Annotated in this window: 22 protein-coding genes, 1 tRNA gene, 1 pseudogene and 2 riboswitches; of the genes and pseudogenes, 10 read left to right on the top strand and 14 right to left on the bottom strand. The window is 65.7% G+C overall.

From position 1 onward, the window contains the following. The first annotated feature begins 114 nt into the window (after nt 1–114). Nucleotides 115–744 carry a hypothetical protein gene (locus MUK71_RS03045; protein WP_227929189.1) on the top strand — a complete coding sequence of 210 codons (630 nt, stop codon included), beginning with the start codon at nt 115–117 and terminating at the stop codon, nt 742–744. Between the two features lie 21 nt (nt 745–765). Here the strand turns inward: MUK71_RS03045 and MUK71_RS03040 are convergent. Beyond that, a pseudogene (locus MUK71_RS03040) lies at nt 766–2,727 on the bottom strand (MMPL family transporter); the annotation flags it as partial. 82 nt (nt 2,728–2,809) lie between these two features. On the opposite strand from MUK71_RS03040, the gene MUK71_RS03035 reads away from it, so the two are divergent. Further along, on the top strand, nt 2,810–3,364 hold the full coding sequence (locus MUK71_RS03035; protein ID WP_227905817.1) for a MarR family winged helix-turn-helix transcriptional regulator: 555 nt from the start codon (nt 2,810–2,812) through the stop codon (nt 3,362–3,364). A gap of 32 nt (nt 3,365–3,396) precedes the next feature. Continuing rightward, a tRNA-Arg gene (locus MUK71_RS03030) sits at nt 3,397–3,470 on the top strand. A 41-nt stretch (nt 3,471–3,511) separates the two neighbouring features. Here MUK71_RS03030 and MUK71_RS03025 read toward each other — a convergent pair. From MUK71_RS03025 to MUK71_RS03015, 3 genes are all read right to left on the bottom strand, one after another. Beyond that, nucleotides 3,512–4,420, bottom strand: a complete 909-nt coding sequence (locus tag MUK71_RS03025) for a carbohydrate ABC transporter permease (RefSeq protein WP_227929190.1) — start codon at nt 4,418–4,420, stop codon at nt 3,512–3,514. Nucleotide 4,421: 1 nt separating this feature from the next. After that, on the bottom strand, nt 4,422–5,342 hold the full coding sequence (locus tag MUK71_RS03020; RefSeq protein ID WP_227905815.1) for a carbohydrate ABC transporter permease: 921 nt from the start codon (nt 5,340–5,342) through the stop codon (nt 4,422–4,424). A gap of 71 nt (nt 5,343–5,413) precedes the next feature. Then, complete coding sequence (locus MUK71_RS03015; protein WP_227929191.1) at nt 5,414–6,646, bottom strand: extracellular solute-binding protein; 1,233 nt, start codon at nt 6,644–6,646, stop codon at nt 5,414–5,416. Nucleotides 6,647–7,006: 360 nt separating this feature from the next. On the opposite strand from MUK71_RS03015, the gene MUK71_RS03010 reads away from it, so the two are divergent. From MUK71_RS03010 to nagB, 6 genes are read left to right on the top strand one after another with little or no spacing between them, the layout of a single operon-like run. Continuing rightward, nucleotides 7,007–7,948, top strand: coding sequence for an SIS domain-containing protein (locus tag MUK71_RS03010; RefSeq protein WP_227929192.1), 942 nt, complete (start codon nt 7,007–7,009; stop codon nt 7,946–7,948). Further along, nucleotides 7,945–8,889, top strand: a complete 945-nt coding sequence (locus MUK71_RS03005; RefSeq protein ID WP_227929193.1) for an ROK family protein — start codon at nt 7,945–7,947, stop codon at nt 8,887–8,889. The genes MUK71_RS03010 and MUK71_RS03005 overlap by 4 nt, the downstream gene beginning before the upstream one ends. Continuing rightward, nucleotides 8,886–9,875 carry a 1-phosphofructokinase family hexose kinase gene (locus tag MUK71_RS03000; RefSeq protein ID WP_227929194.1) on the top strand — a complete coding sequence of 330 codons (990 nt, stop codon included), beginning with the start codon at nt 8,886–8,888 and terminating at the stop codon, nt 9,873–9,875. Before MUK71_RS03005 ends, MUK71_RS03000 begins: the two co-directional genes overlap by 4 nt. Continuing rightward, nucleotides 9,875–10,735 carry a class II fructose-bisphosphate aldolase gene (locus MUK71_RS02995; protein ID WP_227905801.1) on the top strand — a complete coding sequence of 287 codons (861 nt, stop codon included), beginning with the start codon at nt 9,875–9,877 and terminating at the stop codon, nt 10,733–10,735. Before MUK71_RS03000 ends, MUK71_RS02995 begins: the two co-directional genes overlap by 1 nt. A 6-nt stretch (nt 10,736–10,741) precedes the next feature. Next, a complete protein-coding gene (locus MUK71_RS02990; RefSeq protein ID WP_227929195.1) occupies nt 10,742–11,566 on the top strand; it encodes a DeoR/GlpR family DNA-binding transcription regulator in 825 nt (274 codons plus the stop codon). 4 nt (nt 11,567–11,570) lie between these two features. After that, nucleotides 11,571–12,332, top strand: coding sequence for a glucosamine-6-phosphate deaminase (gene nagB, locus MUK71_RS02985; protein ID WP_227929196.1), 762 nt, complete (start codon nt 11,571–11,573; stop codon nt 12,330–12,332). A 39-nt stretch (nt 12,333–12,371) separates the two neighbouring features. Here the strand turns inward: nagB and MUK71_RS02980 are convergent, their stop codons facing one another. Beyond that, on the bottom strand, nt 12,372–14,279 hold the full coding sequence (locus tag MUK71_RS02980) for an ABC transporter ATP-binding protein (RefSeq protein WP_227905797.1): 1,908 nt from the start codon (nt 14,277–14,279) through the stop codon (nt 12,372–12,374). A gap of 194 nt (nt 14,280–14,473) precedes the next feature. Here MUK71_RS02980 and MUK71_RS02975 point away from each other — a divergent pair, with 194 nt between their 5' ends. Further along, a complete protein-coding gene (locus MUK71_RS02975) occupies nt 14,474–16,177 on the top strand; it encodes an ATP-binding response regulator (RefSeq protein ID WP_227929197.1) in 1,704 nt (567 codons plus the stop codon). 70 nt (nt 16,178–16,247) lie between these two features. Here the strand turns inward: MUK71_RS02975 and fdhD are convergent, their stop codons facing one another. The 9 genes from fdhD to MUK71_RS02930 form a co-directional block, all read right to left on the bottom strand. Next, complete coding sequence (gene fdhD, locus MUK71_RS02970) at nt 16,248–17,093, bottom strand: formate dehydrogenase accessory sulfurtransferase FdhD (protein ID WP_227905792.1); 846 nt, start codon at nt 17,091–17,093, stop codon at nt 16,248–16,250. 45 nt (nt 17,094–17,138) lie between these two features. After that, on the bottom strand, nt 17,139–18,437 hold the full coding sequence (locus tag MUK71_RS02965) for a molybdopterin molybdotransferase MoeA (RefSeq protein WP_227905789.1): 1,299 nt from the start codon (nt 18,435–18,437) through the stop codon (nt 17,139–17,141). Further along, nucleotides 18,434–18,721, bottom strand: coding sequence for a DUF6457 domain-containing protein (locus MUK71_RS02960; protein ID WP_227905787.1), 288 nt, complete (start codon nt 18,719–18,721; stop codon nt 18,434–18,436). The genes MUK71_RS02965 and MUK71_RS02960 overlap by 4 nt, the downstream gene beginning before the upstream one ends. Next, a complete protein-coding gene (gene mobA / locus MUK71_RS02955) occupies nt 18,673–19,371 on the bottom strand; it encodes a molybdenum cofactor guanylyltransferase (protein WP_227929198.1) in 699 nt (232 codons plus the stop codon). The genes MUK71_RS02960 and mobA overlap by 49 nt, the downstream gene beginning before the upstream one ends. Beyond that, complete coding sequence (locus tag MUK71_RS02950; protein WP_227905782.1) at nt 19,371–19,871, bottom strand: HNH endonuclease; 501 nt, start codon at nt 19,869–19,871, stop codon at nt 19,371–19,373. Before MUK71_RS02950 ends, mobA begins: the two co-directional genes overlap by 1 nt. 346 nt (nt 19,872–20,217) lie before the next feature. Further along, nucleotides 20,218–21,006 carry an NlpC/P60 family protein gene (locus tag MUK71_RS02945; RefSeq protein ID WP_227929199.1) on the bottom strand — a complete coding sequence of 263 codons (789 nt, stop codon included), beginning with the start codon at nt 21,004–21,006 and terminating at the stop codon, nt 20,218–20,220. Nucleotides 21,007–21,033: 27 nt separating this feature from the next. Next, entirely contained in the window at nt 21,034–21,837 is an 804-nt protein-coding gene (locus MUK71_RS02940) for an NlpC/P60 family protein (protein ID WP_227905778.1), read from the bottom strand. Between the two features lie 3 nt (nt 21,838–21,840). Beyond that, a riboswitch (cyclic di-AMP (ydaO/yuaA leader) is annotated at nt 21,841–21,998 on the bottom strand. A 125-nt stretch (nt 21,999–22,123) separates the two neighbouring features. Further along, on the bottom strand, nt 22,124–22,894 hold the full coding sequence (locus tag MUK71_RS02935) for a M23 family metallopeptidase (RefSeq protein WP_227929200.1): 771 nt from the start codon (nt 22,892–22,894) through the stop codon (nt 22,124–22,126). Nucleotides 22,895–22,897: 3 nt separating this feature from the next. Further along, nucleotides 22,898–23,087: riboswitch (cyclic di-AMP (ydaO/yuaA leader) on the bottom strand. Nucleotides 23,088–23,178: 91 nt separating this feature from the next. After that, on the bottom strand, nt 23,179–23,877 hold the full coding sequence (locus MUK71_RS02930) for a metal-dependent transcriptional regulator (protein ID WP_227905774.1): 699 nt from the start codon (nt 23,875–23,877) through the stop codon (nt 23,179–23,181). Nucleotides 23,878–23,911: the final 34 nt, after the last annotated feature.

Genomic DNA, 23,911 nt, shown 5'->3' with positions numbered 1-23,911 from the left:
CGGCGCCCGCGACAGGGACAGTGCCGGCGCCGCAGCAGGCACGGCGCCGCACCGCGCGGCACGGCGGAAACAGGATGGCCGCACCGGATGTACCGGTACGGCCATACTGTACTTATGGGAAAAACCGCCGCGCAGCGCGCCGCCAAACACGGACCAAACGCAGCCCCGGCCCGCCCGGGCGCACCGGGAGCGGGGCAGCCGCCACAGCCCAAAAGCAGTCCGGGGCTGATTGTTATTGCCGGGGTGGTGACCACCCTGTTCCTGTTCTGGTACCTGCACCTGCTGGTGCTGGGCCAGCTGACCGACCTCTCGGACGGGCTGGCCATGCCCGATTCCATGGTCTTCGGCTACGGGGAAGATCACCTGGCGGCGCTACGCGCTGCCATGGACGCGGACGCCCTGGGCCAGCTCAGCTACGTGCACAAAACTGCCGGGGTGCTCTTTCCCCTGGTCTTTGGCATGACCTGGCTGCTGATCATCGGGCTGAACACCCAGCGCCGTTCGCTGCGCTGGGTGCTCTTCAGTGCGCCGATCCTCTTTGTGGTCGCCGATCTGTGGGAGAACATCGCCATTGACAATGCCCTCGGTGCCGCAGAACTATCCAGCGGCGACGCCGCTCTTGCTGGCACCCTGACCGTCGCCCGATGGGTCCTGCTCGGCCTCAGCCTTGCGGCGGCCGTGGTGTCCGTCTTTACCCGCCGGGTTGGACGGCCACCAGAACTTGTCGCCAAGGATAAAGGTTAGGGCCGGGACCACCACGGTCCGCACCAGCAGGGTGTCGAACAGGACACCGATGGCCACGATGATGCCCACCTGCGTCAGGGTGACCAGCGGAAGCACGCCCAGCACGGCGAAGACCGCCGCCAGCAGAATGCCTGCACTGGTGATCACACCGCCGGTGGAACGCAGTGCGGCCAGCATGCCCTTCCTGGTGCCCATGGTCACCGCGTTTTCCCGGGCTCGGGTGGTGAGGAAGATGTTGTAGTCCACGCCCAGTGCCACCAGGAACAGGAACGAGTAGAGCAGGGTCTGCACGTCCATGGCGGGGAAGTCCAGCACGTTCTCGAACACCAGCCAGCTCAGTCCGGTACTGGCCAGGAAGGTCAGCAGTACCGAGGCGACCAGCAGGAACGGTGCCACGAGTGAGCGGAGCAGGATGGCCAGCACCAGCAGCACCAGGATGATCACCGAGGTGCCCACCAGCAGCGTGTCGTGCTGGTTCGCCGCCAGCTGGTCTACTCGCTGTGCAGCTTCGCCGCCTACCAGTGCTTCGTAGTCTTCATCCGCAAGGTCTTCCCGCAGATCGGTAATGAAGGTGTTCGCTTCATCCGTTCCGGCTTCATAGCCGGTGATCAGTTCAACGCGGGTCAGTCCGTCGTGCTCGCTGCCCGGGGTGGCGGAGGTGACGCCCTCGAGACCCTGGAGGTCGGCGACGGCCGCATCAGTGGCCCCGGTTTCCACCAGCACGGTGACGGGTGAGGAGGATCCTGCCGGGAAGCCCTCGGCAAGGGTTTCCGCAGCGGTCACTGCCTGCGGCTTTTCACGGAACTGCTCGTTCTCGCTCAGGCCGATCTGCAGGGTGAACACGGCGCTGCCCAGTGCCAGCAGGACAACGACGGCGGTACCGGCAATGGTCTTCGGCCGGCGGGCAGTTGCCTCGCCCAGCTTGCCCCAGAACTTCCCTTCCTTGGCCGGGTCCCCGACCTTGGGCACGAAGGGCCAGAACAGTTTGCGACCCAGCAGCACCAGCGCCACCGGCAGCAGGAACAGTGCACTGAAAATGGCCAGCACAATGCCGATGGCCGCGGAGAAGCCCAGCCCGCGGTAGCTGTCCGTATCGGTGAAGAGCAGCGTCAACAGCGCCAGGATCACCGTGCCGCCGCTGGCAATGATCGCCTCACGGGTGCGGGTCAGGGCCTTGCCCATCGCTTCGTAGACCGAATCGTGGGCGCGCAGCTCCTCCCGGTAGCGGGCAATCAGCAGCAGCGCATAGTTGGTGGCCGCGCCGAAGACCAGGACGCTGGTGATGCCGACAGCAGATGGATCCACGTTGATTCCCGTGGCAGGGGCCAGCAGGTCCACCACCTTCGCGGCCAGCTGCTCAATGGCCGCAACAATGAGCAGCGGCACAATCCAGAGCCACGGGGAACGGTAAGTGACAATCAGCAGGACGGCGACGACGCCGGCCGTCACAGTGAGCAGGACAAAGTTGGCACCGGAGAACACGCCGGCCAGATCGGCGCTGAACGCCGCACCGCCGGTCAGTTCGGCCTTCACACCCTCAGGGGCTGCATCGGAAACCGCCGTCCGCAGGGCCTCGACTTCCTCCGATACTGCATCGCCGTCGTCGGCGGCTGCCTGCAGCGTCAGCGGAACGATGGCCACGAGCTTGTTCTCCGAGACCACCGGCGGAACCTGCGGGGGCGGGCCCGAGGCGCCGGCGTCGGCTGCCGCCGCATTGATCTCCGCGATGGCGGCCGTATCCGCATCGGTCAGTGGTTCGCCGTCTTCGCGGGAAACCACCACAATGGCAGAGGATTCCTGCGCGTCGGGGAACTCCTGGAGCAGCTCCTCCACCTGGGTCGACTGGTACTTGTCGTCCAGGCCACCCACTCCGGTGGTGTCGTTTTCCTCTGCCGGCAGGGCGAACAGGCCAATAATGACGGCCACCCCGATCAGTAGAGTGACCCACGCCGTTTTGGCGTTCTTCACTATCCCTGCGTACATGTGCTTCTCCCGTGACGTAAGTATCTCTATCCGAAAGTATCTCAGATATGGAGATACTTCAATTCCAAGTTACTATTGGGCTGTGGAAGATCAGGAGCTACGACGGGATCTCGTCGACGCGCTGCGCGGCATCACCCTGGACGGGCAGCGGGTCGCTGATGCCTTCGCGCACGCCCACGGGCTGAACACCACCGATATGCGCGCGCTGGTACTGATCATGGAGGCGGAGATGCGGCATGAGGCACTGACCGCCGGCCAGCTCAGCGCCCGGCTCGGCACCTCGTCCGGCGCCACCACCGCCGTCATCGACAGGCTGGAGCGGATCGGGCACATCCACCGCAACCGCACCCACGCTGACAGGCGGAAGGTGACCCTGCATTTTGAACCGCTCGCCATGCAGCTTGCCGGAGCCTACTTCGGGCCGCTCGGCGCGCTGAATGACGAGGTGATGTCCCGGTATTCGGACGCGGAACTTCGCACTGTCCTGGGGTTTATGCAGGGCATTCGGGATAGCTATCAGCGGTACGTGAACGAGCTGCGCCCCGACACCGGACAGCCGCCCTCAGGTGACGCGACCGGCGGCGCAGCCAATGGCACACCGGATCAGCTGCAAACACGTACGGAAAGAAACGGGTAAGCTGGTACCGCTCCGCCGGAACCCGGCGGTTTGCCTCCGTAGCTCAGTAGGATAGAGCGGCCCTCTCCTAAAGGGCAGGTCGTCGGTTCGATTCCGGCCGGGGGCACTTTTTCTTTTAAGGACCCCACGCCCTGAACGATCTTCCGTCTACTTGACGGCCCCGGCGGTCAGCCCGCCGATGAGGCGTTTCTCGATCACGGCAAAGAGAATAATCACCGGCACAATGGCCACGATGGAGACGCCGAAGACATACTGCCAGCTGGTGGCGTACTGGCCGATGAATTTGGTCAGCGCAACGGAGAGCGGCTGGTTCTCCGCGGTCGACATAATCACCAGGCTGGCGGCGAATTCATTCCAGGACGAAACAAAGGTGAAAATCACGGCAGTAACAATGCCCGGCCAGACCAACGGCAGGTTGATCCGGAAGAGTACCTTCAGGCGTCCCGCGCCGTCGATCTGCGCTGCCTCGTCAATTTCCTTTGGGATGGCCGCGAAGAAGCTGTGCATGATCCAGAGCGCGAAGGAGAGATTGAAGGCGGCGTTGATCAGGATCATCGCAACCCAGGTGTCATTAAGGTCCAGCCAGAGCATCTGCCGGAACAGCCCGGCGGTCAGAACGGCCGGCTGAAGCATCTGGGTCACGATCACCAGGAAGAGGAAGACCATCCTCCCGGGAAAGCGGAAACGCGCGGTGTAGTACGCGGCGGGGGTGGCCACCAGCAGCACCAGCAAGGTAGCGAATACCGCGATGATGATCGTGGAGAGCAGGTTGTAGGTCAGCGGGGTTTCCGGGGTATCCCACATGGACTGGTAGTTCCCCAGCTGAAGGCCGTCCTGCGGCAGGTACTCGGGCGGAACCGAGAGGATTTCCGAGCGTGTCTTCAGGGAGCCCACCAGCATGATCAGGTACGGGGTCAGGAAAACAAGTGCGATAACAGCGCCGATGGCGGTCCGTCCCCACATGCGGCGGCCGCTGACGTTGTCAGTCCCGTACCGCTTCCGGCGGGGATGTACCGGTGCGGCAACCGGGGGAACTGCGGGGGCTGTCACGGCCATTTCAGACCTCCTTCATAGGTTTGACGATCTTCACGTAGACCGCCACGATCACCAGGACGACGGCGAAGTTAACCACGCTGAGCGCGCTCGCCACATCCAGGCGCCGGTCAAACTGCAGCACCTTGAAGATGTAGGTCATTAGGGTGTCGGCACTGTAGCCCGGAATGGATCCGGTCATGATCCTCAGGATGGGCAGGTTATTGAAGACGTTGATGATGTTGATCAGTACGGCGACGGCGAGCGCGCCGCGCAGCTGGGGCAGCACCACACTGAAGTAGGTGCGGACCGGACCGGCACCGTCCATCTTGGCGGCCTCCAGTGCATCTCCGGGAACCGCCTGCATTCCGGCCAGCAGGGTATAGGTGGTGAACGGGAGGGAGACAAACACACCGACAATAATGGCCGCGGCCAGGGCGGTGGTCGTGTTTTTAGTGAACCCGTAGGCGGCATCCATCAGCCCAATGTCGACCATGAACTTGTTGATGATGCCGTAGTCCCGGTCCAATCCGTAATAGAACACCGTGGTGGTCATGACCACGCTGGCAGCCCAGGGAACCACCACCGCCATCCGGACCAGGGTCCTGCCGGGGAAGGGCTTGTTCAGGAAGTTTGCCAGCGCCAGGGAGATGATGACCGTCAGGGTCACCACCACGGCAACCCAGACCACGGTGTTGAGCAGGATCCGCGGCAGGTTGGGATCCGTGAACACTGTCTGGAAGTTCGCCAGGCCCACACCCTCCACGTTCGTTCCCGCCTGGCTGATGCGCCTGGTGGAGCTGTAGATCATGTAGCCGGCGGGAAAGATGACGATGCCGAAGATTAGGACCAGGACCGGGCCGATCCAGGGCAGGGCGGCCCAGATGCTTTCGCTGCCCCGCGGCCTGCCGGCCCGCACTCCCGGATGCCGAAGTGTGCTGCTCATAATGTGAAACCGTTCTGGAACAGGAAGGGGCCGCCGCTTCGAACCGGAGCGGCGGCCCCTTCGGGCCGGGGTCAGGCTGCGTCTGCCTTGGACTGGATCTGATCCAGGACGGTCTTTGCATCCTGGTCTTCAAGCTGGCCCATCAGGGACTTGAAGGCGCCGTCCGTGCTGTTCCAGGCAGGGTTGGTGGTGGGGTAGAACTTTGCGCTGGGCAGCATGTCCAGGAACGGTGCGAGGTCCTCGTTACTGGCCATGGCTTCGGAACCGCTCTTCGTGGTGGGCAGGAAACCCTCGGTCTGCACCCAGTCCACGTAGTTGTCCTCCGAGTAGAAGAAGTCCATGAAGGCCGTGATGGCTTCCTGCTTGTCCTCATCGTTCTTGAAGGCCATCAGCCGGTCGGCAACGCCAAGCGTTGCAGGCTCACCGCTCTTGGTGGGGACCGTGGTCACTCCGTAGTTGAGCTCGGGATTCTCTTCCTCAATCTGGCCCACCGTCTGCGGCAGGGCGTAGACCATGCCGATCTGTCCCTGGGCGAAGACATTGATCATGGGCGTGCGCTGGGTTGCTCCCGGATCCGGCTGCGTCACGCCGTCGGAAATCATCTTCTTCATGAACTCGGCGGCTTCGAGGTTCTCCGGCGAGTTGACAGTGATCTCGGATTCGCTGCCGAAGCCGCCTCCGTTACCGGCGAACCAGATCAGGCTTTCGCCCTGCGCCTCTTCAGAGCCCAGGGGCATGCCGTAGCCGGGGGTGCCTGTATCCGAGATTTTCTTCGCGGCAGCATGCAGCTCATCCCAGGTGGTGGGAGGTGCCGATACACCTGCGGCGTCAAAAAGGTCCTGGTTGTAGAACAGCGCACGGACCGAGGCGATCAGCGGCAGGCCGTACTGCGTGCCGTCGAGGGCCTCATTCTCAGCGAAGGACTCCTGGAAATCGCTGATGGTCTCCTCGGACGCAATGTCTTCTGCCGGATACAGCAGTCCCTCGTCCGCAAAGGCCGAGAAGGCACCGCCGTTGTAGATATCCGGGGCCTCGCCGGCCTGGATCTTGGTCTGCAGGACGGACTCGAGGTTCTCCCACGATTCCACCTGCAGGTTTACCTTGATTCCCTCGTTCTCGGCCTGGAAGTCCTCGATGACGCCTTCCCAAAGGGCCTTGGTTCCGTCCGAATAGCTGGGAACAAGCAGGTCCAGGGAGCTGGCATCCCCTTCACCGGAACCGCCGCCACCGAACCCACAGGAGGAAACCGCGAGGGCGCCGGTGGCGGCCAGGGCCACCAGGCCGATGCGAACTTTGCTCTTCATTGAATCCTCTTTCAATAGTCACGGCCGTGGGACCGCGAAACGGTGCCAGCTACTGCCGGCGGTAAACGACCGGATGACCGTTAGCTATGACGGAATCTGATAAATAGGAGTTGTCTGTAATCAGTGTTCATCAGTCAGTTGAGAGAATACTTACCCGAGGATGCGTCGCCGTCAAGACCTTTTTCTGCAGATTTCTCGCTGTTTCTCGGGAAAATGCCGCCATTCCGGCAAAACCGGGGTCAAAAATGATCGGAGCCTCCATGGTTTTTCATGATCACTAGACAAGCTAAGCAATCAATGTCCATCATTGAGCAACATTGATTGCCGGAAAGCCGGCCCGCTGCACACAGGAGCACCTACATGCCAATTTCCTTCACCGACGCAGCACCCGCCGCCTCGGCGCCCGGCCAGTGGATGCGCGAGGAGCTGTTCTCGCAGCCGGATGTCTGGGAGCGTGCAATTGGACAGGCGCGTGCGGAGAGGCTCCTGCCTGCCGCGGGCAAGCGCGTAGCCGTTGTCGGCTGCGGCACGTCCTGGTTCATGGCCCAGTCCTACGCGGCGGCCCGGGAGGAAGCCGGCCTCGGCGAAACCGATGCCTTCGCTGCCTCCGAGGCATCGGCGGTTACCCGCCGCGGATATGACGCCGTCGTAGCGATCACCCGTTCCGGCACCACCACCGAGGTACTAAGCCTCCTCGCCGAACTGGACAACGCAGTCCCCACCACAGTGCTGCTCGGGGACCTGGATTCGCCGGCAGCCCAACTGGCCGGATCCGTGGTTGCCCTGCCCTACGCAGATGAGTCCTCGGTGGTCCAGACCCGGTTCGCCACCGCGGCGCTGGCCTATCTTCTGACCTCCCTCGGTACGGACCTGGCGCCTGCGGTCGAAGACGCACGCGCTGTGCTGGCTGAACCTGTCCCGGAGGAACTGCTGGACGCCGAGCAGTTCAGCTTCCTTGGCCGCGGGTGGACCGTTGGCCTGGCCCACGAAGCTGCGTTGAAAATGCGTGAAGCGGTACAGGGCTGGACCGAGTCCTACCCCGCAATGGAATACCGGCACGGCCCGATCGCGATTGCCGCGCCCGGCCGGGTGACCTGGCTGCTGGGAGAGGAACCCGAGGGCCTGCGCTGCGACGTCGGACAGGCGGGCGCACGGTTCGAGCATTCCACCCGCCATCCCCTTGCCGAGCTGGTCCGCATCCACAAGCTCACCCTGGAACGTGCCGTGGGCCGCGGGCTCGATCCCGACCGCCCGCGCAGCCTGACCCGTTCCGTCATCTTGGAAGGCCAGCCGGGCACATGAGCGCACCGGCAGCCTCCTCCCCCGCCGGCGGGTCTGTCCTCGCCTTTGACGTGGGTGGAACCGATATGAAGGCAGCCCTGCAGGACGGGAGCGGAAAGTTCCACTCCCTCCTGCGGATGCCGACGCCTCGCGATCCGGCCCGCCCCGGCGACGCGGTGGTGAAGGAGGTTGCCGCCCTGGCCCAGCGGTACACCCGGGACTATCCGCAGGTGTCCGTGCAGGCTTTGGGACTGGTGGTACCCGGACTGGTGGATGAGGGCACCGGAACCGGCCTTTTTTCGGCGAACCTGGGGTGGCGGGATTACCCCTTCGCCCAGCGGCTCCGGGAGGAGACCGGGCTGCCCGTAGCTTTCGGGCACGACGTCGGACTGGCCGGCGAGGCCGAAATGCGCCTCGGCGCCGGCCAGGGACTGCGCGACGCGGTGGTGCTGATCATCGGCACCGGCATTGCCGGAGCCGTGTTCTGTGACGGACGGCGGGTGCGGGGCGGCGGCTATGCCGGGGAAATCGGCCATGCCGCCGTTCCCACGGGCACTCTGTGCGCCTGCGGTGCCCACGGCTGCCTCGAAACGGTGGGCTCCGCCGGGGCCATAGTCCGCCGGTATACGGAACGCACCGGCAGGGCCGCCGCCGGGGCAAAAGAGGTGCTGCACGCCGCACACAACGGCGACGCCGACGCAGCAGGAGTCTGGGCAGACGCGGTGGAGGGCCTGGCCGATGGCATCTGCCACCTGGCCGCGGTATTGGGCACCGAAGCCGTCATTCTCGGCGGCGGCCTCTCCCAGGCCGGCAGCGACCTGACCGGGCCGCTGCGCCGCGCCGTCGACAGCCGGCTCTCCTTCCACCGCCGGCCAGGGATCCGGGTTTCCGTCCTCGGCCAGGATGCCGGGCTCATGGGCGCTGCCCTGCACGCGCGCGGCCTGACCGGACAACCGCTGTGAACCCGGCCGTCCGTACGGTGCTGACCGTCACGGCCAATCCGGCGCTGGATGAGACCTATGCCGTGCCGGCGCTTGTTCCCGGTTCCAGCCATCGGGTGCCGCCGCCAGCCGTCCGCGCCGGAGGCAAGGGAATGAACGTGGCCCGGGTGGCCCACCAACTGGGCGCCCGGACGCTCGCCGTTGCCACCAGCGGCGGCTCTTCCGGTGCCCGCTACCGCGAGGACCTTGAGCATGCCGGTATTCCGCACCATCTCGTTCCCGTGGCGGCGCCGACCAGGCGGAGCATGGCGTTTGTCGACGAAAGCGCCGGCATCACCAGCATCTTCAATGAAACCGGTTACCCGCTAGAGGGCGGTGAATGGCAGGACCTGAGCGTTCACATCGGGCAGCTGCTCCCCCGCGCCGGCGTTCTGGTGGGCTCGGGCAGCCTGCCGCCCCAGGCTCCCCCCGGGTTTTATCCCGGTCTCGTGCGGGCAGCCGCCGGATACGGCATCCCCTGCATCATCGACACCTCGGGGCCGGACTTGATCCGCGCGGCTGAGGCCGGGGTCTTCGCCCTGAAGCCCAACCATCACGAGCTGCGCGAGGCCACCGGCGAGGATGATCCGCACCAGGGCGTGCTCCGGCTTCTCAGGGCCGGCGCGGAGACCGTTTTCCTCAGCTGCGGTGAGGCCGGATTGCTGGCCTTTTCCGCGGCAGATCCCGAGTCCTACCTGCACGCGCAGCTGGGCCGCAGCCTGCCCGGCAATCCAACCGGCGCCGGCGACGCAGCCGTGGCCGCCCTCGCCGTCCATCTGGCGTCCGGGAACCGGGACCTGGAGCAGATGCTGCGCACGGCGGCCGCTTGGTCCGCGGCAGCTGTGCTGATGCCGGCAGCAGGCGAAATCTCCGCCGAGCACCGCAGTCTGCTGCAGCAGATCACCGTTACCAGGCACCGCACCGGCACCGCGGACGCCCATCTAAACACTGCATTGGAGAAAAACTAATGGGTCTCACCCCTACCCGGATCCTGATGGAAAACGCTGTGGCGGCCGGCACCGGAATCGGCAGTTTCAACGTCCTGCATCTCGAAACCGCCGAGGCCATTGTCGCCGGCGCCGAAGCCGCCGGGCTGCCGGTGATCCTGCAGATCTCACAGAACTGCGCCACGTACCACGGTGCCCTGAAGCCGCTGGCGGCTGCCTGCCTGGCGGTCGCTGATGGTGCCACCGTCCCGGTGGCTCTGCATCTGGACCACGCGGAGGACGAAGCCCTGGTCCACCAGGCATTGGAGCTTGGTTTCGGGTCGGTGATGTTTGACGGCGCGGCCCTGCCCTACAGCGAGAATGTTGCCGCTACCGCCCGTGTGGTCAAACATGCCGAACCGTTGGATGTCTTCGTGGAGGCGGAATTGGGGGAAGTGGGCGGCAAGGACGGAGCGCATGCCCCGGGGGTGCGGACTGATCCCTTCGAGGCGGCGGACTTTGTCCTGTCCACCGGCGTCGATGCCCTGGCCGTTGCAGTGGGGTCCTCGCATGCCATGACCAGCCGGAGCGCACAGCTGGACCTCGAGCTGATCCGGGAGCTGAAAAACGCCCTGGATGTCCCACTGGTGCTGCACGGCTCCTCCGGGGTGCCGGACAGCATGCTGGTCGCCGCCATCTCCGCCGGCATGACTAAGATTAATGTTTCCACCCATCTGAACGGTTTCTTCACCCGTGCCGTGCGCCAGATGCTTGGAGACCATCCGGATCTTGTCGACTCGCGCAAGTACCTCTCCGCGGGCCGCCGGGCCCTGGCCCCCGAGGCCGGGCGCCTGTTGTCCCTGTTCGCCCTGACCGGGACAACCGTTGTGGAAAAAGGCTGAAAAACCATGGAAAAAACCGAGCGCCTCAACGCCATCCTCGATCTCCTGGCGGCGCGCGGGCGCGTGCAGGTGGACGAGATCATGGCTGAGCTGAACGTCTCGCCCGCCACCGCCCGCCGGGACCTGGATGCTTTGGCCGCACAGCGGCTCCTGACCCGCACCCGCGGCGGGGCCACAATGGAGGCTGTTGCCTACGACCTGCCCACCAGGTATACCCGGGATGACCATACGGCCGAGAAGCAGGCCATTGCCCAGGCCGCCAGTGCCCTGGTCCCGCTGGGCGCCGTCATCGGCCTGTGCGGCGGCACCACCAGTACCGCCATCGCCCACGCGCTGGGCATGCGCCGGGACCTGATGGAACCCTCGAGCAAACCCACACTGACCGTGGTCACCAACGCCATCAACATCGCGGTACAGCTGGTGGTCCGGCCCAATATCCGCGTAATGGTGACCGGTGGCACCGTGAACCCCCGCTCGTACGAACTGGTGGGCCCGTACACCGACGTCATCCTGCAGCGGGTGGCACTGGACTTCGCTTTTGTGGGGGTCAACGGGCTCGACGCCGAAGTGGGGCCCACCGTCAGCGATGAAGGCGAAGCAGCGGTCAACTCGCTGATCTCGCGGCGTGCGTCGGAGACGTACATCGTGGCGGACTCCTCCAAGATCGGCACCCGCAGCTTCGCCACGCTGAACGGGTATGTGTTCAGCAATCTGATTACGGACAGCGGGATCACCGACAGCGAGAAGGCCGAGTTTGAAAGCCGCGGCACCAGGGTGATCGTAGCGCCGGTCAAAACGGCCGGCGGGGCCCGGGAACGCGCCGGAAGGTAGAGCCATGCAGGTTGTTGTTCTGGACAGTGCCGCGGAGGTCGGAGAATATGCCGCCGGGGTGATCCTTCGCGGCGTCAGCCACGGCACCGTCAAGACGCTGGGCGTGGCCACCGGTTCCTCTCCCCTGGCCATTTACAAGGCACTCGAACGCCACCGCAGCCCGGAGCTCTCGGCTCTGAGCGCCTTCGCCCTGGACGAGTACGTAGGCCTGGCGCCGGACCATCCGGAGAGCTATGCCGCAGTGATCCGCCGGGAAGTCACCGACAGACTGGGCCTGGATCCGGGCAGGGTACATGTCCCTGACGGCGGCGCTGCGGATCTTGCTGCTGCCTGCTTGGACTATGAGGCTGCCATTAAGGCCGCGGGCGGGATCGACCTGCAGATTCTGGGCATTGGACGGAACGGGCACATCGGATTCAACGAACCGACGTCGTCCCTTGCGTCGCGGACCCGGGTGAAGACCCTGATGTCCGCCACCCGCAGGGATAACGCACGGTTTTTTGCCGATGTGACCCAGGTGCCTTCCCTCTGCCTCACCCAGGGGCTGGGCACCATCATGGAGGCGCGGACGGTGCTGCTGGTGGCCAACGGTAAAGCCAAGGCGCAGGCTGTGGCCCGGGCGGTGGAGGGGCCGCTGGCGAGCATGTGTCCGGCCTCGGTGCTGCAGATGCACCCGCATGCAACGTTCGTCCTGGACCGTGAGGCGGCCTCGGACCTGGCGCTGAAGGATTATTACCGGGACGTCCAGGACCAGATGCTCCGGTAGGCGGCAGCGGACCGGCGGCGGAGCGCCGCCGGCCGGCGCTTATGGCCTGCCGGCGGGATTCTCCTCAAGGTGTCCGTCCGTGGCCGGTTCCGTTGCGAACTGTGTGTTGTACAGCTCCGCATAGCGTCCGCCGCGTGCCAGCAGCTCGGTATGCGTGCCCTGCTCGGCAATCCGGCCGTCTTCAATCACCAGGATCCGGTCCGCGTTGCGGATGGTGGAAAGCCGGTGGGCAATAACGACGGCGGTGCGTCCCTGCAGCGCCTCCCCCAGGGCCGCCTGTACGGCTGCTTCGGAGGTTGAATCCAGGGCGGCAGTTGCCTCGTCCAGGATGACGATCCGCGGCTGGGCCAGCAGCAGGCGCGCAATGGTCATGCGCTGTCGCTCACCGCCGGACAGACGGTAACCGCGCTCCCCCACCATGGTTTCCAGGCCGTCCGGCAGGGACCGGACCATGTCCTGAAGCCGGGCACGGCGCAGCGCGTCCCAGATCTGTTCTTCCCCCGCTTCCGGATTGGCGAGCAGCAGGTTGGCGCGGATGGTCTCGTGGAACAGGTGCCCGTCCTGGGTGACCATGCCCAGCGCCCCGCGGATGCCTGCGAAACTCAGGTCCCGCACATCGGTGCCGGAGAAGCGCACGGCGCCGGAATCGACGTCGTACAGCCGGGACAGCAGCTGGGCGATGGTGGATTTGCCGGCGCCTGAGGTGCCAACCAGCGCAACGGTCTGCCCCGGCTCCACGCGGAAGGAGATTCCGTGCAGCACTTCCTCACCGCCGCGCGTATCCAGCACGGCCACGTCCTCCAGCGATGCCAGCGAGACCTTCTCCGCGGTGGGATAGGCAAAGCGGACGTCGTCGAACTCCACGGCCAGCGGGCCGTCCGGCACCGGTGCCGGCTTCTCCTTCTCGGCGATGAGCGGGCGCAGATCGAGGATCTCGAACACACGCTCGAAGCTGACCACCGCGCTCATGATTTCCACCCGGGCGTTGGCCAGCGACGTCAGCGGTGCGTAGAGCCGGGTGAGCAGCAGGGCCAGGGTGACCACGTCACCCGTGTTCAGGCTTCCGGTCAGCGCCAGGTAGCCGCCAAGACCGTATACCAAGGCCAGGGCCAGGGCAGAAACAAGTGTCAGGGCGGTGACAAAGACCGCCTGCATCATGGCCATTTTCACGCCGATGTCCCGCACCCGGGCGGCCCGTACGGCGAACTCGCGGGACTCCGCGTCAGGGCGGCCAAAGAGCTTGATCAGGGTTGCCCCGGGTGCGGAGAACCGCTCGGTCATCTGGGTGCCCATGGAGGCATTGTGGTTGGCCGCCTCCCGGCGCAGGGCCGCCAGCCGTCCGCCCATCCGCCGGGCCGGCAGCAGGAACACCGGCAGGAGCAACATGGCCAGGACGGTGACCTGCCATGAGGTCCCGAGCATCACAATCAGGGTAAGGATGAGGGCGACGACGTTGCTCACCACGCCGGACAGGGTGCCGCTGAACGCCTGCTGGGCGCCAATGACATCATTGTTCAGCCGGCTGACCAGGGCGCCGGTGCGGGTCCGGGTGAAGAACGCCACCGGCATCCGCTGGACGTGGTCGAATACCGCCGTCCTCAGGTCAAGGATGACGCTTTCCCCGATCCGCGAGGAGAACCAGCGGGTGGCCAGCGACACGGCGGCGTCGGCCACCGCAACGGCGGCTATCAGCAGGGCGAGGCGGATCACCACCCCGGGGGCGGTCCCGGCCACAATGGAGTTGACCACCTCACCGGCCAGGACCGGGGTGGCCACGGCCAGGAACGCGCCGGCTACGGAAAGCAGCACAAAGCCCAGGAGCCGGAACCGGTAAGGGGCAGCGAACCGGACAATCCGGCCCAGCGTGTCCTTGGAAATCTTGTTATCCGTGCCGCTGCCGCGGGAAATCTTGTGGAGCGAACTCCACGCGGCGCCTTCCATGCTCATGTGTTTTCCTCCGTTATCTGCACGTTCCAGCTTAAGCCTCCGTGCGCCCGCGTCCGGGCCTATCGCCAGGGGCTGAAACTGGCCCGCGACATCCTCGCGCCCGCCGTGAAACAAGTCACTGTTTTGGCTGTCTGCGCTGATACACTTCCAATCGCTGCCCGGTTTTCTGCCCCGGGCACCGACGAAAGGCCGCTATGTCTCCGGCGCTAAAACCCGTGGCCGTCCCCGAGGACGATTCCTCTATGGACGGCACCGCCCGGCGCCCTACGGCCCTTGTGGCCGTTGAGGAGCCCGGCGTTTTTTCCGTCGTGGCGGGAATCCTTGCGGCTGCCGGGCTGGACGCCGTTGCGGTGCGAAACCTTGACGAGGCCATCGACGCCGCCCGGAAGGCCCCGCCGGCCCTGGCCGTAGTGGATTCCACGGTCCGCCAGATTGCCGGAATGGACATGCTCAAGCGCGTCCGGCATGAGCGGTCCATGACCAAACTTCCCGTGATCCTGGTGGCCGGTGAAGCCGGACTGGACGTGGAACTGATGGTGGAGCTGGGCATTGCCGACTTTGTGCCCAGTCCCGTAGACCCGCAGGATCTTGCCCGCCGGGTCAACCTCATCCTCACCACTGCCCAGGCCCGCCGCGGACGCCGAATGGCCACCGCCCGGATGCGCGCGGATACCCGCCGCATCTCTGCTTCCATCCGCTCCACCAATGACCCGCAGCAGATGGCCGAGGTTATGGTTCACGGGCTGGGCACCGCCTTCGAAGCAGACCACGTCCTGCTGGTGACCTTTCCCGATGAACGGGTGCCTGAGCTCAACCTGTCCTGGAGCAGGGACGGCACCGTTGGGGCCATTCCTGCGCTGGCGGGCCACACCGCCGGAGAACTGGCGGACAGGCTGTGGGAACGCGGACACGCGCTGGCGGTAGAAGACCACCGCGCACCGGCCGGTGACGAACCGGTGCAGCTGAGTCCGGCGTCCGCTGCGGCGGGCCTGCGGACCTCCCTGGTGACCCCGCTGGGCCACGGGGATAAGTCCTTCGGGTTGCTGTGGCTTGCAGGTGAAGGCAGCGCCCGGGAGTGGACCAGTACCGAGATTTCACTCATCCAGCACGCCAGCGGGAACCTGGCCCACGGTCTGGTGCAGGGGAACCTGATTACCGCCCAGCGGATGGTACTCAAGCGACAGCGGGAACTGGACCGGGCCAAAACGGATTTCGTGGCCACCGTAAACCATGAACTGCGCACTCCGCTGACCTCCATCACGGGCTATCTGGACCTCATTCTGGAAGACTCCGGCGCCGATCTTCCCGATGACGTCGCCCAGATGCTGAAGATTGTCGGCCGCAACGCCGTCCGGCTCAACCAGCTGATCACGGATCTGCTCACCATCTCCCGGCATGACGCGGATGAGAACACCTTGGAAGTGGAGGAGGTTGACCTGGATGAGCTGCTGCGCTCCGTCTCGGCCTCCCTGGCGCCCGCCGCCCGGGCCAACAGCCTGGACCTGCACTTCGAGCCTTCCCCGGAGCCGCTGCTGGTGGATGGTGACCGCGCCCAGCTGGAACAGGTTTTCACCAACCTGTGTTCCAACGCCGTGAAATTCACGCCCACCGGCGGGTCCGTGCACATCCGCGCCCAGCAGGTGAGGTCCGACGCCGCCGGCAACAGTATCCGGGTCCAGGTCTGCGACACGGGCATCGGGATTCCTGATGCGGACCTGCCGAACCTTTTCCGCCGGTTCTTCCGGGCGTCCAATGCCACCACCGCTGCCATTCCGGGCACCGGCCTGGGACTGGCCATTGTGCAGGACATAGTCCTGCAGCACGGCGGCGAACTGGGCATCGTCTCCACCGAGGGCAAGGGCACCACCGCTACTGTCCTGCTGCCGGCTTCCCGCTAATCCGGCCGGCGAGCCTCCCCTGCCGGTCCGGGCCGCCGGCTGGCCGCCCGCCCGGGCTGCCGCTACGGCGTCAGAGCGCGGCAGGCACCGGAGCGACAATCCGCTCCGGAGCGGAATAGCAGTTCAGGGAACTGCCCCTGCTGAAGCCGATCAGGGTCATCCCTGCATCCTTGGCCAGCTCTACGGAGAGGGCGGACGGTGCGCTGACGGCGGCCAATACGGGAATGCCGGCGAGCTGGGCCTTCTGCACCAGTTCAAAGGATGCCCGTCCGGAGACCTGGAGTACGGCGCCGCGCAGGGGAAGCATTCCTGCCCGCAGCGCCCATCCAACCACCTTGTCTACGGCGTTGTGCCTGCCCACGTCCTCGCGCAGGCACAACAGCTCACCCTCCGCGCTGAACAGTCCGGCTGCATGTACGCCACCGGTGCGGTCGAAGACTTTCTGTCCCTCCCGCAGCCGGTCCGGCAGCTCCGCCAGCATCTGCAGGGGCAGCCTGACGTTGTCACCCGCGGCGTCAAAGTGAGAGGACTTACGCACGGCCTCGATGGAGGCTGTGCCGCAGATCCCGCACGAGCTGGAGGTATAGACGTGCCGCTCCATGCCGGTGTCCGGCAGCGCAGTACCGGGACGCAGCTGGACGTCAACAACGTTGAAGGTCTGTTTCCCTTCCTCGTCCACCCCTGCGCAGTAGCGCAGGCTGATGAGCTGGCCGGGTTCCCAGATCACTCCTTCGGAGACCAGGAAACCGGCCACCAGATCGAAGTCGTCACCAGGGGTGCGCATCGTGACGGTAAAGGAGGTGCCGTTCAGCCGTATTTCCAGCGGCTCCTCCCCCGCCAGCACGTCCTCGCGGGTGCCGGTATGTCCGTCCAGCCGGAACCGCGTAACCCGTCCTCGTTGGGTAACCCGTCCCATAATGCCTCCCTGTGCAGTAGTACCTGTTGCGTTTGCGTGCCGGCCCTAGCCCGCGGGGGCCTGATTGACCTGCCACGGCAGTGGAAGGGCCATAACCGCCTGGTCACGGATGCAGCCCTCCGCGGGGACCACCATCACTGCATCGGCTTCAGCCAGCCCACGGAGCATGCCGGAGCGGAAATACGGCGAGGGCATGGCCCGGTCCTCCTGGATGGTGCACGGAACCAGGCGCGTCCTGCCCGGCAGCGGCTCCAGGTCCACTCCCGCCAGCACATGCCGCTCACGGGAAATCGGTGCGCCGCGCAGCCCGTCCAGCAGCGGCTGAACCAGTGTGAAGACCGCCATCATCGCAGCCAGGGGGTTGCCAGGCAGCGCCACCAGCAGCCTGCCGTCCCTCAGCCTTGCCAGCATGGTGGGATGTCCCGGCCGCATGGCAATGCCGTCGATCAGCAGCTCGGCGTCCACTTCCTCCAGGGCCCGGCGCAGATGGTCTGCCTCGGAGCGCCCCGTGGCACCGGTGGTGATCAGCACGTCCCCGGAGGACATTGCAATGGAGAGTTCGTCATTGGCCTCCTCGCTGCTGAGTGCGGCCACTACCTCCTCGAGCCGGTCCGGCAGGCGCCGCACCACGTCCACCCGTCCGCCAAGCATGGTGATTAGCTGCGGCAGCTGCGGCCCGAACGTGTCCCGGACCTGGCCCGGTTCAGGCAGCCCCGCTTCGATCACCTCGTCGCCGGTCAGCAGCAGGGAAACCCTCGGGGAGCGCAATACGGGGAGGGTATCGTGCCCGCAGACGGCGGCCAGGGCGATGTGCGCAGGATTCAGCAGCTTCCCTGCCGGGATGGTGGTTTCGCCTGCCGATGCTTCCTCGCCGGCCGGACGGATGTGTTCACCCTGCCGGGGCTGGACGCCTTCCGCACGGTCATTCAGCGTCAGCACCGGCACTTCATCGCCGGACACCGTACCGCTTTCCGAACGCAGCACCGAATCCGCGCCCTCTGGGATGAGTCCGCCCGTAAGGATGGCCACGGCCTCGCCGGGCTGCAGTGCCCGGCGCCCGGATTCGCGGTGAATCTGCCAGCGCTCTACTTCCGGTTCCTTGGTGGTGATGACCGTCCAGGGCGGCGGGCCGGCCACAGCCCACCCGTCCATGGCCGCCGAGGCGTAATGCGGCACGGGCTGCAGCGCAGCGGTTTCCAGCGCGAGGATCCGCCCCAGGGCTTCGTCCAGGGGTACCGTCTCATAGGGCAACGGACGGGCTGCGGCGTACGCGGCATGCCGGGCCTGGGCCCAGGACGCGTTGGGCTGCACGGGGAGGATGACAGGAACCGAGGGTTCACTCATTCCATTCCCCCTTTCTCTGCAGCTGCGCCGGCGCATTCGCCGGCCGCCACCGCCATCGCCGAACGCATGGCCACCGCGTCATCCGCCTGGCCGCTGCCTGCTGCCAGGCCCGCAGCGTAACCCGCGATGAAGGTGGTCAACGGCGCCGCCGGACGCACCACGCTGTGTGCCGCGGCTGCCGCGAGGTCAAGGACGGCGGAAACCTCCACCGGAGTGCCTTCGAGCTCAAGGGCCCTCAGCAACCTGCCGCTCCATGCTTCGAGTTGTTCCTGCTGGCTTGCCATTCGTGCTCCTTCGCTTCGCTGGGTCCATGCCGCAGGCACTGCTGCTGCATGTCCGTGGCGCTCACACCCAGGGACATCGCGTCCGCCCAGGTGTCAACATCGGCCGTACTCATGGGGGAAACCTGCACACCCCTCCATTGCACCCTAGCAAGCAGCCCCTTCATCGACATGTTTGTCAGCTGTCCGGGCGCAGGAACATTCACTGCGGAGAGCAGGTCCGCCGTGCGGTAGATCCCTGCAAGTGGCTGCATATATCCCTCGGCGTCCACCGCCAGCAGGCTCTCGGATCCCGTCGCTGAGCACAGCAGTGTCTCTATGGCGGCCGCGATACCGGGCATGTCGCAGGCCAGCACCAGCGTCCATTCGGGCGGATCGGTCATGGCCAGGATGCCGGCCGCCACTGCTGCCGCCGGTCCGCCGAAGGCGGGTTCTTCACGGACCAGCACCGCCTCCGGTGCAGACCGGGCCAGGAGCGGGGCCAGCTGAGGCGGGCCGGCGACGCATACCGGCCGCGCGTCGGGGACCGCGGCAAGGGTGGTTTCCAGCAGCGTTTTACCGTCCGCCAGCAACAGTGCCTTGGGCACACCGCCCAGACGGCTGGAGCGGCCGCCGGCCAGGATAATTGCCGCGTGATCCGGGGGTCCGGGCATCAGGCAGCCGTGTCATTCTGCAGGAAGGGGTCCCACTGCGGGGACGGCCGTTCCAGTTCACGGATCTGCCAGCGGGCTCCGCGGGGCGCCTTGGGCGAAATGCGCAGCTGCCACCCGAGTTGCGCCAGGGTCTTATCCCCTTTGGTGTTGTTGCAGCGCAGGCAGCAGGCTACGAGATTCTCCCAGCTGTCATCTCCGCCGCGGGAGCGGGGCACTACGTGGTCCACCGTCGCCGCAGCCTTGCCGCAATAAGCGCATTCATGGTTATCCCGGCGCAGTACTCCCCGGCGGGTGGCAACAGTGCCCTCGCGGTAGGGAATTTTCACATAACGGTGCAGCAGGATCACGGAGGGCCGGGGAAAAATCTCATTTGGCCCGGCCACGGGTTCACCGCTCTCGGCTACCACGCTTGCCTTTCCGTTGAGGACCAGTACCAGGGCCCGGCGGAAGGTAATCACGGCCAGCGGTTCGTATCCAGCATTCAGAACGAGAGTGCGCATGCACATACCTCTTCATCTGCCGCCCACGAACCGGTGAGTACAAGACACCGTTCCGCAAACGGCACTTCGGATTGTCTATGCAAGAGTATGCCGGGATTGGCAACTTGGCCATTTTCACGCGCAAAACCCGGGCGGACATACCGCTCCCCCGCTCCGCTTCGCCCCCAGCGACGACGGCGCGGTGCGGGTGTATCAAAGGGCCGGAGGGGTTAGACGGGCCGGGCGGGTTAAAAGGAATGGATTAAAGCCGGAAGGCTCCCCCCGAAGGAGGAGCCTTGCCGTGTTCTTACAAACTGTCTTACAACTCACGCCCCGCACTCAGGCAGCGCGTTGACGTGCAGGGGTATTAGCCGCCTACGCGGATGTAAACGCCGCCGGAGCCAAGCTCCGCCGGAGCAACCACTGTGCTGTTTCCGTTGAACCCGCCGTGTACTGCCTGTCCGCCGCCTACGTAGACGGCAATGTGGGCCATGCCCATGCCGCCGTCGGCGTAGTAGATCAGGTCTCCGGGCATGGCCTCGGCTGCACTGACCGTCCGTCCAAGGGACAGGTAGCCGGCCGGCCATCCGTGGAAGTTGATGCCTGCGGCAGCCAGCGAATTGGTGGCCAGCATGGTGCAGTCCTGGCTGACGCCAAGCTGGGCGTAAGCTGCGGCCGCGATGGTTGCGCCAACTCCGGAAGGAACTTCCGGTGCCGGTGACGGGGTTGCCGCGGCCGGTGCTGCAGTTGCGGCACCGGTGGTGGCGCCGCCCTGGGCATTGGTGTTGGCCGTGGCGGGAACTACTTCCTGGGCCTGTACGGTCAGCGTGGGCGTCTCGGCCGGCACAGGCTCGGGAGCGGTGATCACACCGTTGATCCCGTCCCGCTCGAAGGAGACCTGAATGGTCTCCGGTACCTGGACGGGCTGGGCCGCGGAAAGGTTCAGGTTGCTGGTGCGGACATCGCGCAGGGTCTCCGCACCGGAGGCATTGGCGGCAACGCCGGTTGTCAGTACCAGCCCCGAGGCCGCGGCAATAACAGCGGCCTGGCGGCCCACTGTTCCTGCGTTGGCGCTCACGGCACCGGCGAGTGCGTTCAGCGTAGTGGTGCGTTCCACCGGCGCCCGGTGGCGGGCGCGCTCAGTTGTCGAGGTCATGATTCTCCGGCTCTCGAAAAACTGGGCTTAGCTGACCCGGACGAAGCTGGCGCCCGGCAGGTCGGAGAGGCTGTGCAGGCCGGTGTTCATACCGTTCAGCCCGCCGCTGATGACCTGGCCGTTGCCGACGTAGATCGCGACGTGGCCACCGGTGATGACCAGATCGCCGGGCTGCGGGCTGCCGACAACTGCGCCGAACTGGAAGAACTGGCCCGGGGCCAGATCGCCGACGGACTTGCCGACGGAGCGCAGTGCGTTTTCAACCATGGCGGTGCAATCCTGGGCAACGCCGATCTGGCCGTAGGCCGAGGCGACCAGGGCCGCGCCGACGTTGCTGGGAGCAGCGGTTTCCGGTGCGGGTGCGGCAGGAGTGGAGGAAGCCGTCATAACGGCGGCACCGGCAGCGGCCGGGGCAGCTGCGGGTGCGGTTGCTGCAGCGGCGGTCTGTGCTGCCTGGGCAGCCTGTGCAGCTGCCTGCTCGGCTGCTGCGGTTGCTGCTGCTTCTTCTGCTGCAACCTGTGCGCGGTACTCGGATCCATCGATGGAACCGGCGGTAGCGGCCAGCTGCAGAGCGAAGGGGGCGTTGGCGGGAGCGGTGACGCTGCCGTCCACGAAGTTCAGGGTGGTGGCCTCAAGAGCCTGGCGGTCCGTATTCACGGAGGAAGCCTGTGCAGGGAGTCCTGCAGCCAGCACGAGGCCGGATGCTGCTACTACGACGGCGGCCTGGCGGCCTACGGTACCGGCGTTGGAGCTGACTGCCTTGGAAAGCGCGGTGATCGGGTTGGTCTGTACGGTGGCAGCGCGACGGCGGCCATGAGCGTGTGATGACACAAGTTTGCCTCTCCCAATGCCTACGAGGTGAGCTGTCGGATTCGGATGGGAGTCACCCGGTTGCCCGGCCTAATGGCCTTTGCAACTTAACCCCAAGGGTTTCTTTCGAAACCCGAAATTGGTTCCCCCGCCTCTGCCATGCGATTCTGCGAACGGACTTCAAACAGTGGCAGAGCTCGGCGATCTGTTCGAAGGTGCCCGATCGTTGGCGAATCAGGCACGAGGACGAGCGTACAGCAACATTTGCTCTATGTCACGTTCCGATCACGAAACGATATTCGTCCGGTTACAACCAGTCCCGCGGGTCGACCACTTCGCCGTTAACTACGACCTCAAAATGCAGGTGGCAGCCGGTGGAAGCGCCAGTGGTTCCGCTTGCGCCCACCAGGTGTCCGCGCTTGATTTCGGTACCCACGGTGACTGCTGCGCTGGACAGGTGGTTGTACGTGGTCTCTACGCCGTTGCCGTGGTCAATCACCACACGGTTGCCCCCGCCATAGGGGTGCCAGCCGGCAAAAACGACCGTGCCGGAGGCAGCGGCGTTTACGGCGGTGCCGCAGGTGGCAGCGAAGTCCTGGCCATTATGCATTTCGCCGGCTTCACCGGTGATGGGGCTGACGCGGTGTCCGAACCCGGAGGTTTCGATGAGGGCGACGTCCAGCGGAGTGGAGAGTGTGCCCTTGGCCGCGGCGGGAACCACCGTGCTGCCGGCAGCAACCGTAACCGAGGCGAGCTTGGCGTCCGGATCGAAGGCGCTGCTCAAACCTGCCCTGGCGAAGCCGACATTGGCATTCGGATCAGCCTGTACTGGCGTACTTGTCGCTACAACCGGTTCCGACTGCACTGCGGGGTCCCCGGCAGCCGCCGTCGTCGGCAGGGCCGCGGTGAGGATCAGGCCCGACGTGGCAGCGGTAATGGCAACCTTCTGGGCGGCTCCCCCAACGGAGATGGTCTTGGTTTCAGCCCGCCGGCGGCCGGAGGACGTTGAGTTGCGCTGACGCGCAGGCGTAACAGGAGCAGACGCACGGCGCCGGCCCGAAGCAGCATGCTTCGACAAGTAATTCCCTCTCTTGGATCGCCTACGAAGTTAGCTGTCGGATTCGAGTAGAGAAACTCGGCCTCCGGTCCGGCGGCGTGCAGGCGGCTGGGCGTGCACGGCTGTCGGCGTCCGGAAGGCTTCACCCCAAGGCAGCTGTGCTGCCGGAAAGTGGGTCCTCCGCCCCTGCCTGAACGGTTGGTACTCCGGTCCGCTGGCAGGGCTCGGCGGACGGACCGGATAACGATGGTGTTTCAACGTCAGGAACTCACTATAGGGTAAACGCCACAAAAGTGACCATTCCGTTACCCGGCGTGGGACACGAAGACGTGCGCCGCAACCTCCGCAGGCAGTTCCAGGGCCCCTTCAATGCCGGGCACACGGACTGAGATATACCCGCCCACTTCTTCCGCGGTGATCCGGGCGCCGGGCCGCAGGCCTGCCTCGTCCAGCTGGGACAGCAGTTCGGGCTCCACCTGGATGGGCTCGGCCAGGCGGACCAGCTTCAGCGGGGCGCCCGGCACAGCTTCAGCGACCATGGAGACCAGGTCATTGACTCCTGAACTGAAGACCTCCGAGGCTACGCCGCCGATCGCTTCCAGGCCCGGGATGGGGTTGCCGTAGGGGGATTCGGTGGGGCGTCCCAGCAGCTCGTAGAGCCGCCGTTCCACCCGTTCACTCATGACATGCTCCCACCGGCAGGCCTCGTCGTGGACGTAGGCCCAGTCAAGGCCGATCACATCGGCCAGCAGGCGTTCGGCCAGCCGGTGCTTCCGCATGACCTCCGTGGCGCGGCGCCGGCCGAGTTCGGTCAGCTCCAGCCTGCGGGTTCCCGCGACCACCACCAGGCCGTCGCGCTCCATCCGCCCAACTGTCTGGGACACGGTGGGGCCTGAGTGGCGCAGCCGTTCGGCAATCCGCGCCCGCAGGGCAACAATGTTTTCCTCTTCCAGTTCCAGGATGGTCCTGAGGTACATCTCAGTGGTGTCAATGAGATCCGTCATGACGGGCCGCTCCTACTAAGGAAGAAAGGAGGAC

Source organism: Arthrobacter zhangbolii, from assembly GCF_022869865.1.
Classification (GTDB): Bacteria; Actinomycetota; Actinomycetes; order Actinomycetales; family Micrococcaceae; genus Arthrobacter_B; species Arthrobacter_B zhangbolii.
Note: the sequence above shows the minus strand (reverse complement) of the source record. Positions and strands in the feature narration are given on the sequence as shown.

What these genes read in the sequence shown, in the direction of transcription:
- MUK71_RS03015 (WP_227929191.1), bottom strand. Translation starts at nt 6,646, where the DNA reads ATGAAGAGCAAAGTTCGCATCGGCCTGGTGGCCCTGGCCGCCACCGGC.
- nagB (WP_227929196.1), top strand. Translation starts at nt 11,571, where the DNA reads ATGCAGGTTGTTGTTCTGGACAGTGCCGCGGAGGTCGGAGAATATGCC.
- MUK71_RS02945 (WP_227929199.1), bottom strand. Translation starts at nt 21,006, where the DNA reads ATGACCTCGACAACTGAGCGCGCCCGCCACCGGGCGCCGGTGGAACGC.
- MUK71_RS02995 (WP_227905801.1), top strand. Translation starts at nt 9,875, where the DNA reads ATGGGTCTCACCCCTACCCGGATCCTGATGGAAAACGCTGTGGCGGCC.
- MUK71_RS03025 (WP_227929190.1), bottom strand. Translation starts at nt 4,420, where the DNA reads ATGGCCGTGACAGCCCCCGCAGTTCCCCCGGTTGCCGCACCGGTACAT.
- MUK71_RS03020 (WP_227905815.1), bottom strand. Translation starts at nt 5,342, where the DNA reads ATGAGCAGCACACTTCGGCATCCGGGAGTGCGGGCCGGCAGGCCGCGG.
- MUK71_RS03045 (WP_227929189.1), top strand. Translation starts at nt 115, where the DNA reads ATGGGAAAAACCGCCGCGCAGCGCGCCGCCAAACACGGACCAAACGCA.
- MUK71_RS02930 (WP_227905774.1), bottom strand. Translation starts at nt 23,877, where the DNA reads ATGACGGATCTCATTGACACCACTGAGATGTACCTCAGGACCATCCTG.
- MUK71_RS02990 (WP_227929195.1), top strand. Translation starts at nt 10,742, where the DNA reads ATGGAAAAAACCGAGCGCCTCAACGCCATCCTCGATCTCCTGGCGGCG.
- MUK71_RS03010 (WP_227929192.1), top strand. Translation starts at nt 7,007, where the DNA reads ATGCCAATTTCCTTCACCGACGCAGCACCCGCCGCCTCGGCGCCCGGC.
- mobA (WP_227929198.1), bottom strand. Translation starts at nt 19,371, where the DNA reads ATGCCCGGACCCCCGGATCACGCGGCAATTATCCTGGCCGGCGGCCGC.
- MUK71_RS02975 (WP_227929197.1), top strand. Translation starts at nt 14,474, where the DNA reads ATGTCTCCGGCGCTAAAACCCGTGGCCGTCCCCGAGGACGATTCCTCT.
- MUK71_RS03005 (WP_227929193.1), top strand. Translation starts at nt 7,945, where the DNA reads ATGAGCGCACCGGCAGCCTCCTCCCCCGCCGGCGGGTCTGTCCTCGCC.
- MUK71_RS02980 (WP_227905797.1), bottom strand. Translation starts at nt 14,279, where the DNA reads ATGAGCATGGAAGGCGCCGCGTGGAGTTCGCTCCACAAGATTTCCCGC.
- MUK71_RS02960 (WP_227905787.1), bottom strand. Translation starts at nt 18,721, where the DNA reads ATGGCAAGCCAGCAGGAACAACTCGAAGCATGGAGCGGCAGGTTGCTG.
- fdhD (WP_227905792.1), bottom strand. Translation starts at nt 17,093, where the DNA reads ATGGGACGGGTTACCCAACGAGGACGGGTTACGCGGTTCCGGCTGGAC.
- MUK71_RS02965 (WP_227905789.1), bottom strand. Translation starts at nt 18,437, where the DNA reads ATGAGTGAACCCTCGGTTCCTGTCATCCTCCCCGTGCAGCCCAACGCG.
- MUK71_RS02950 (WP_227905782.1), bottom strand. Translation starts at nt 19,871, where the DNA reads ATGCGCACTCTCGTTCTGAATGCTGGATACGAACCGCTGGCCGTGATT.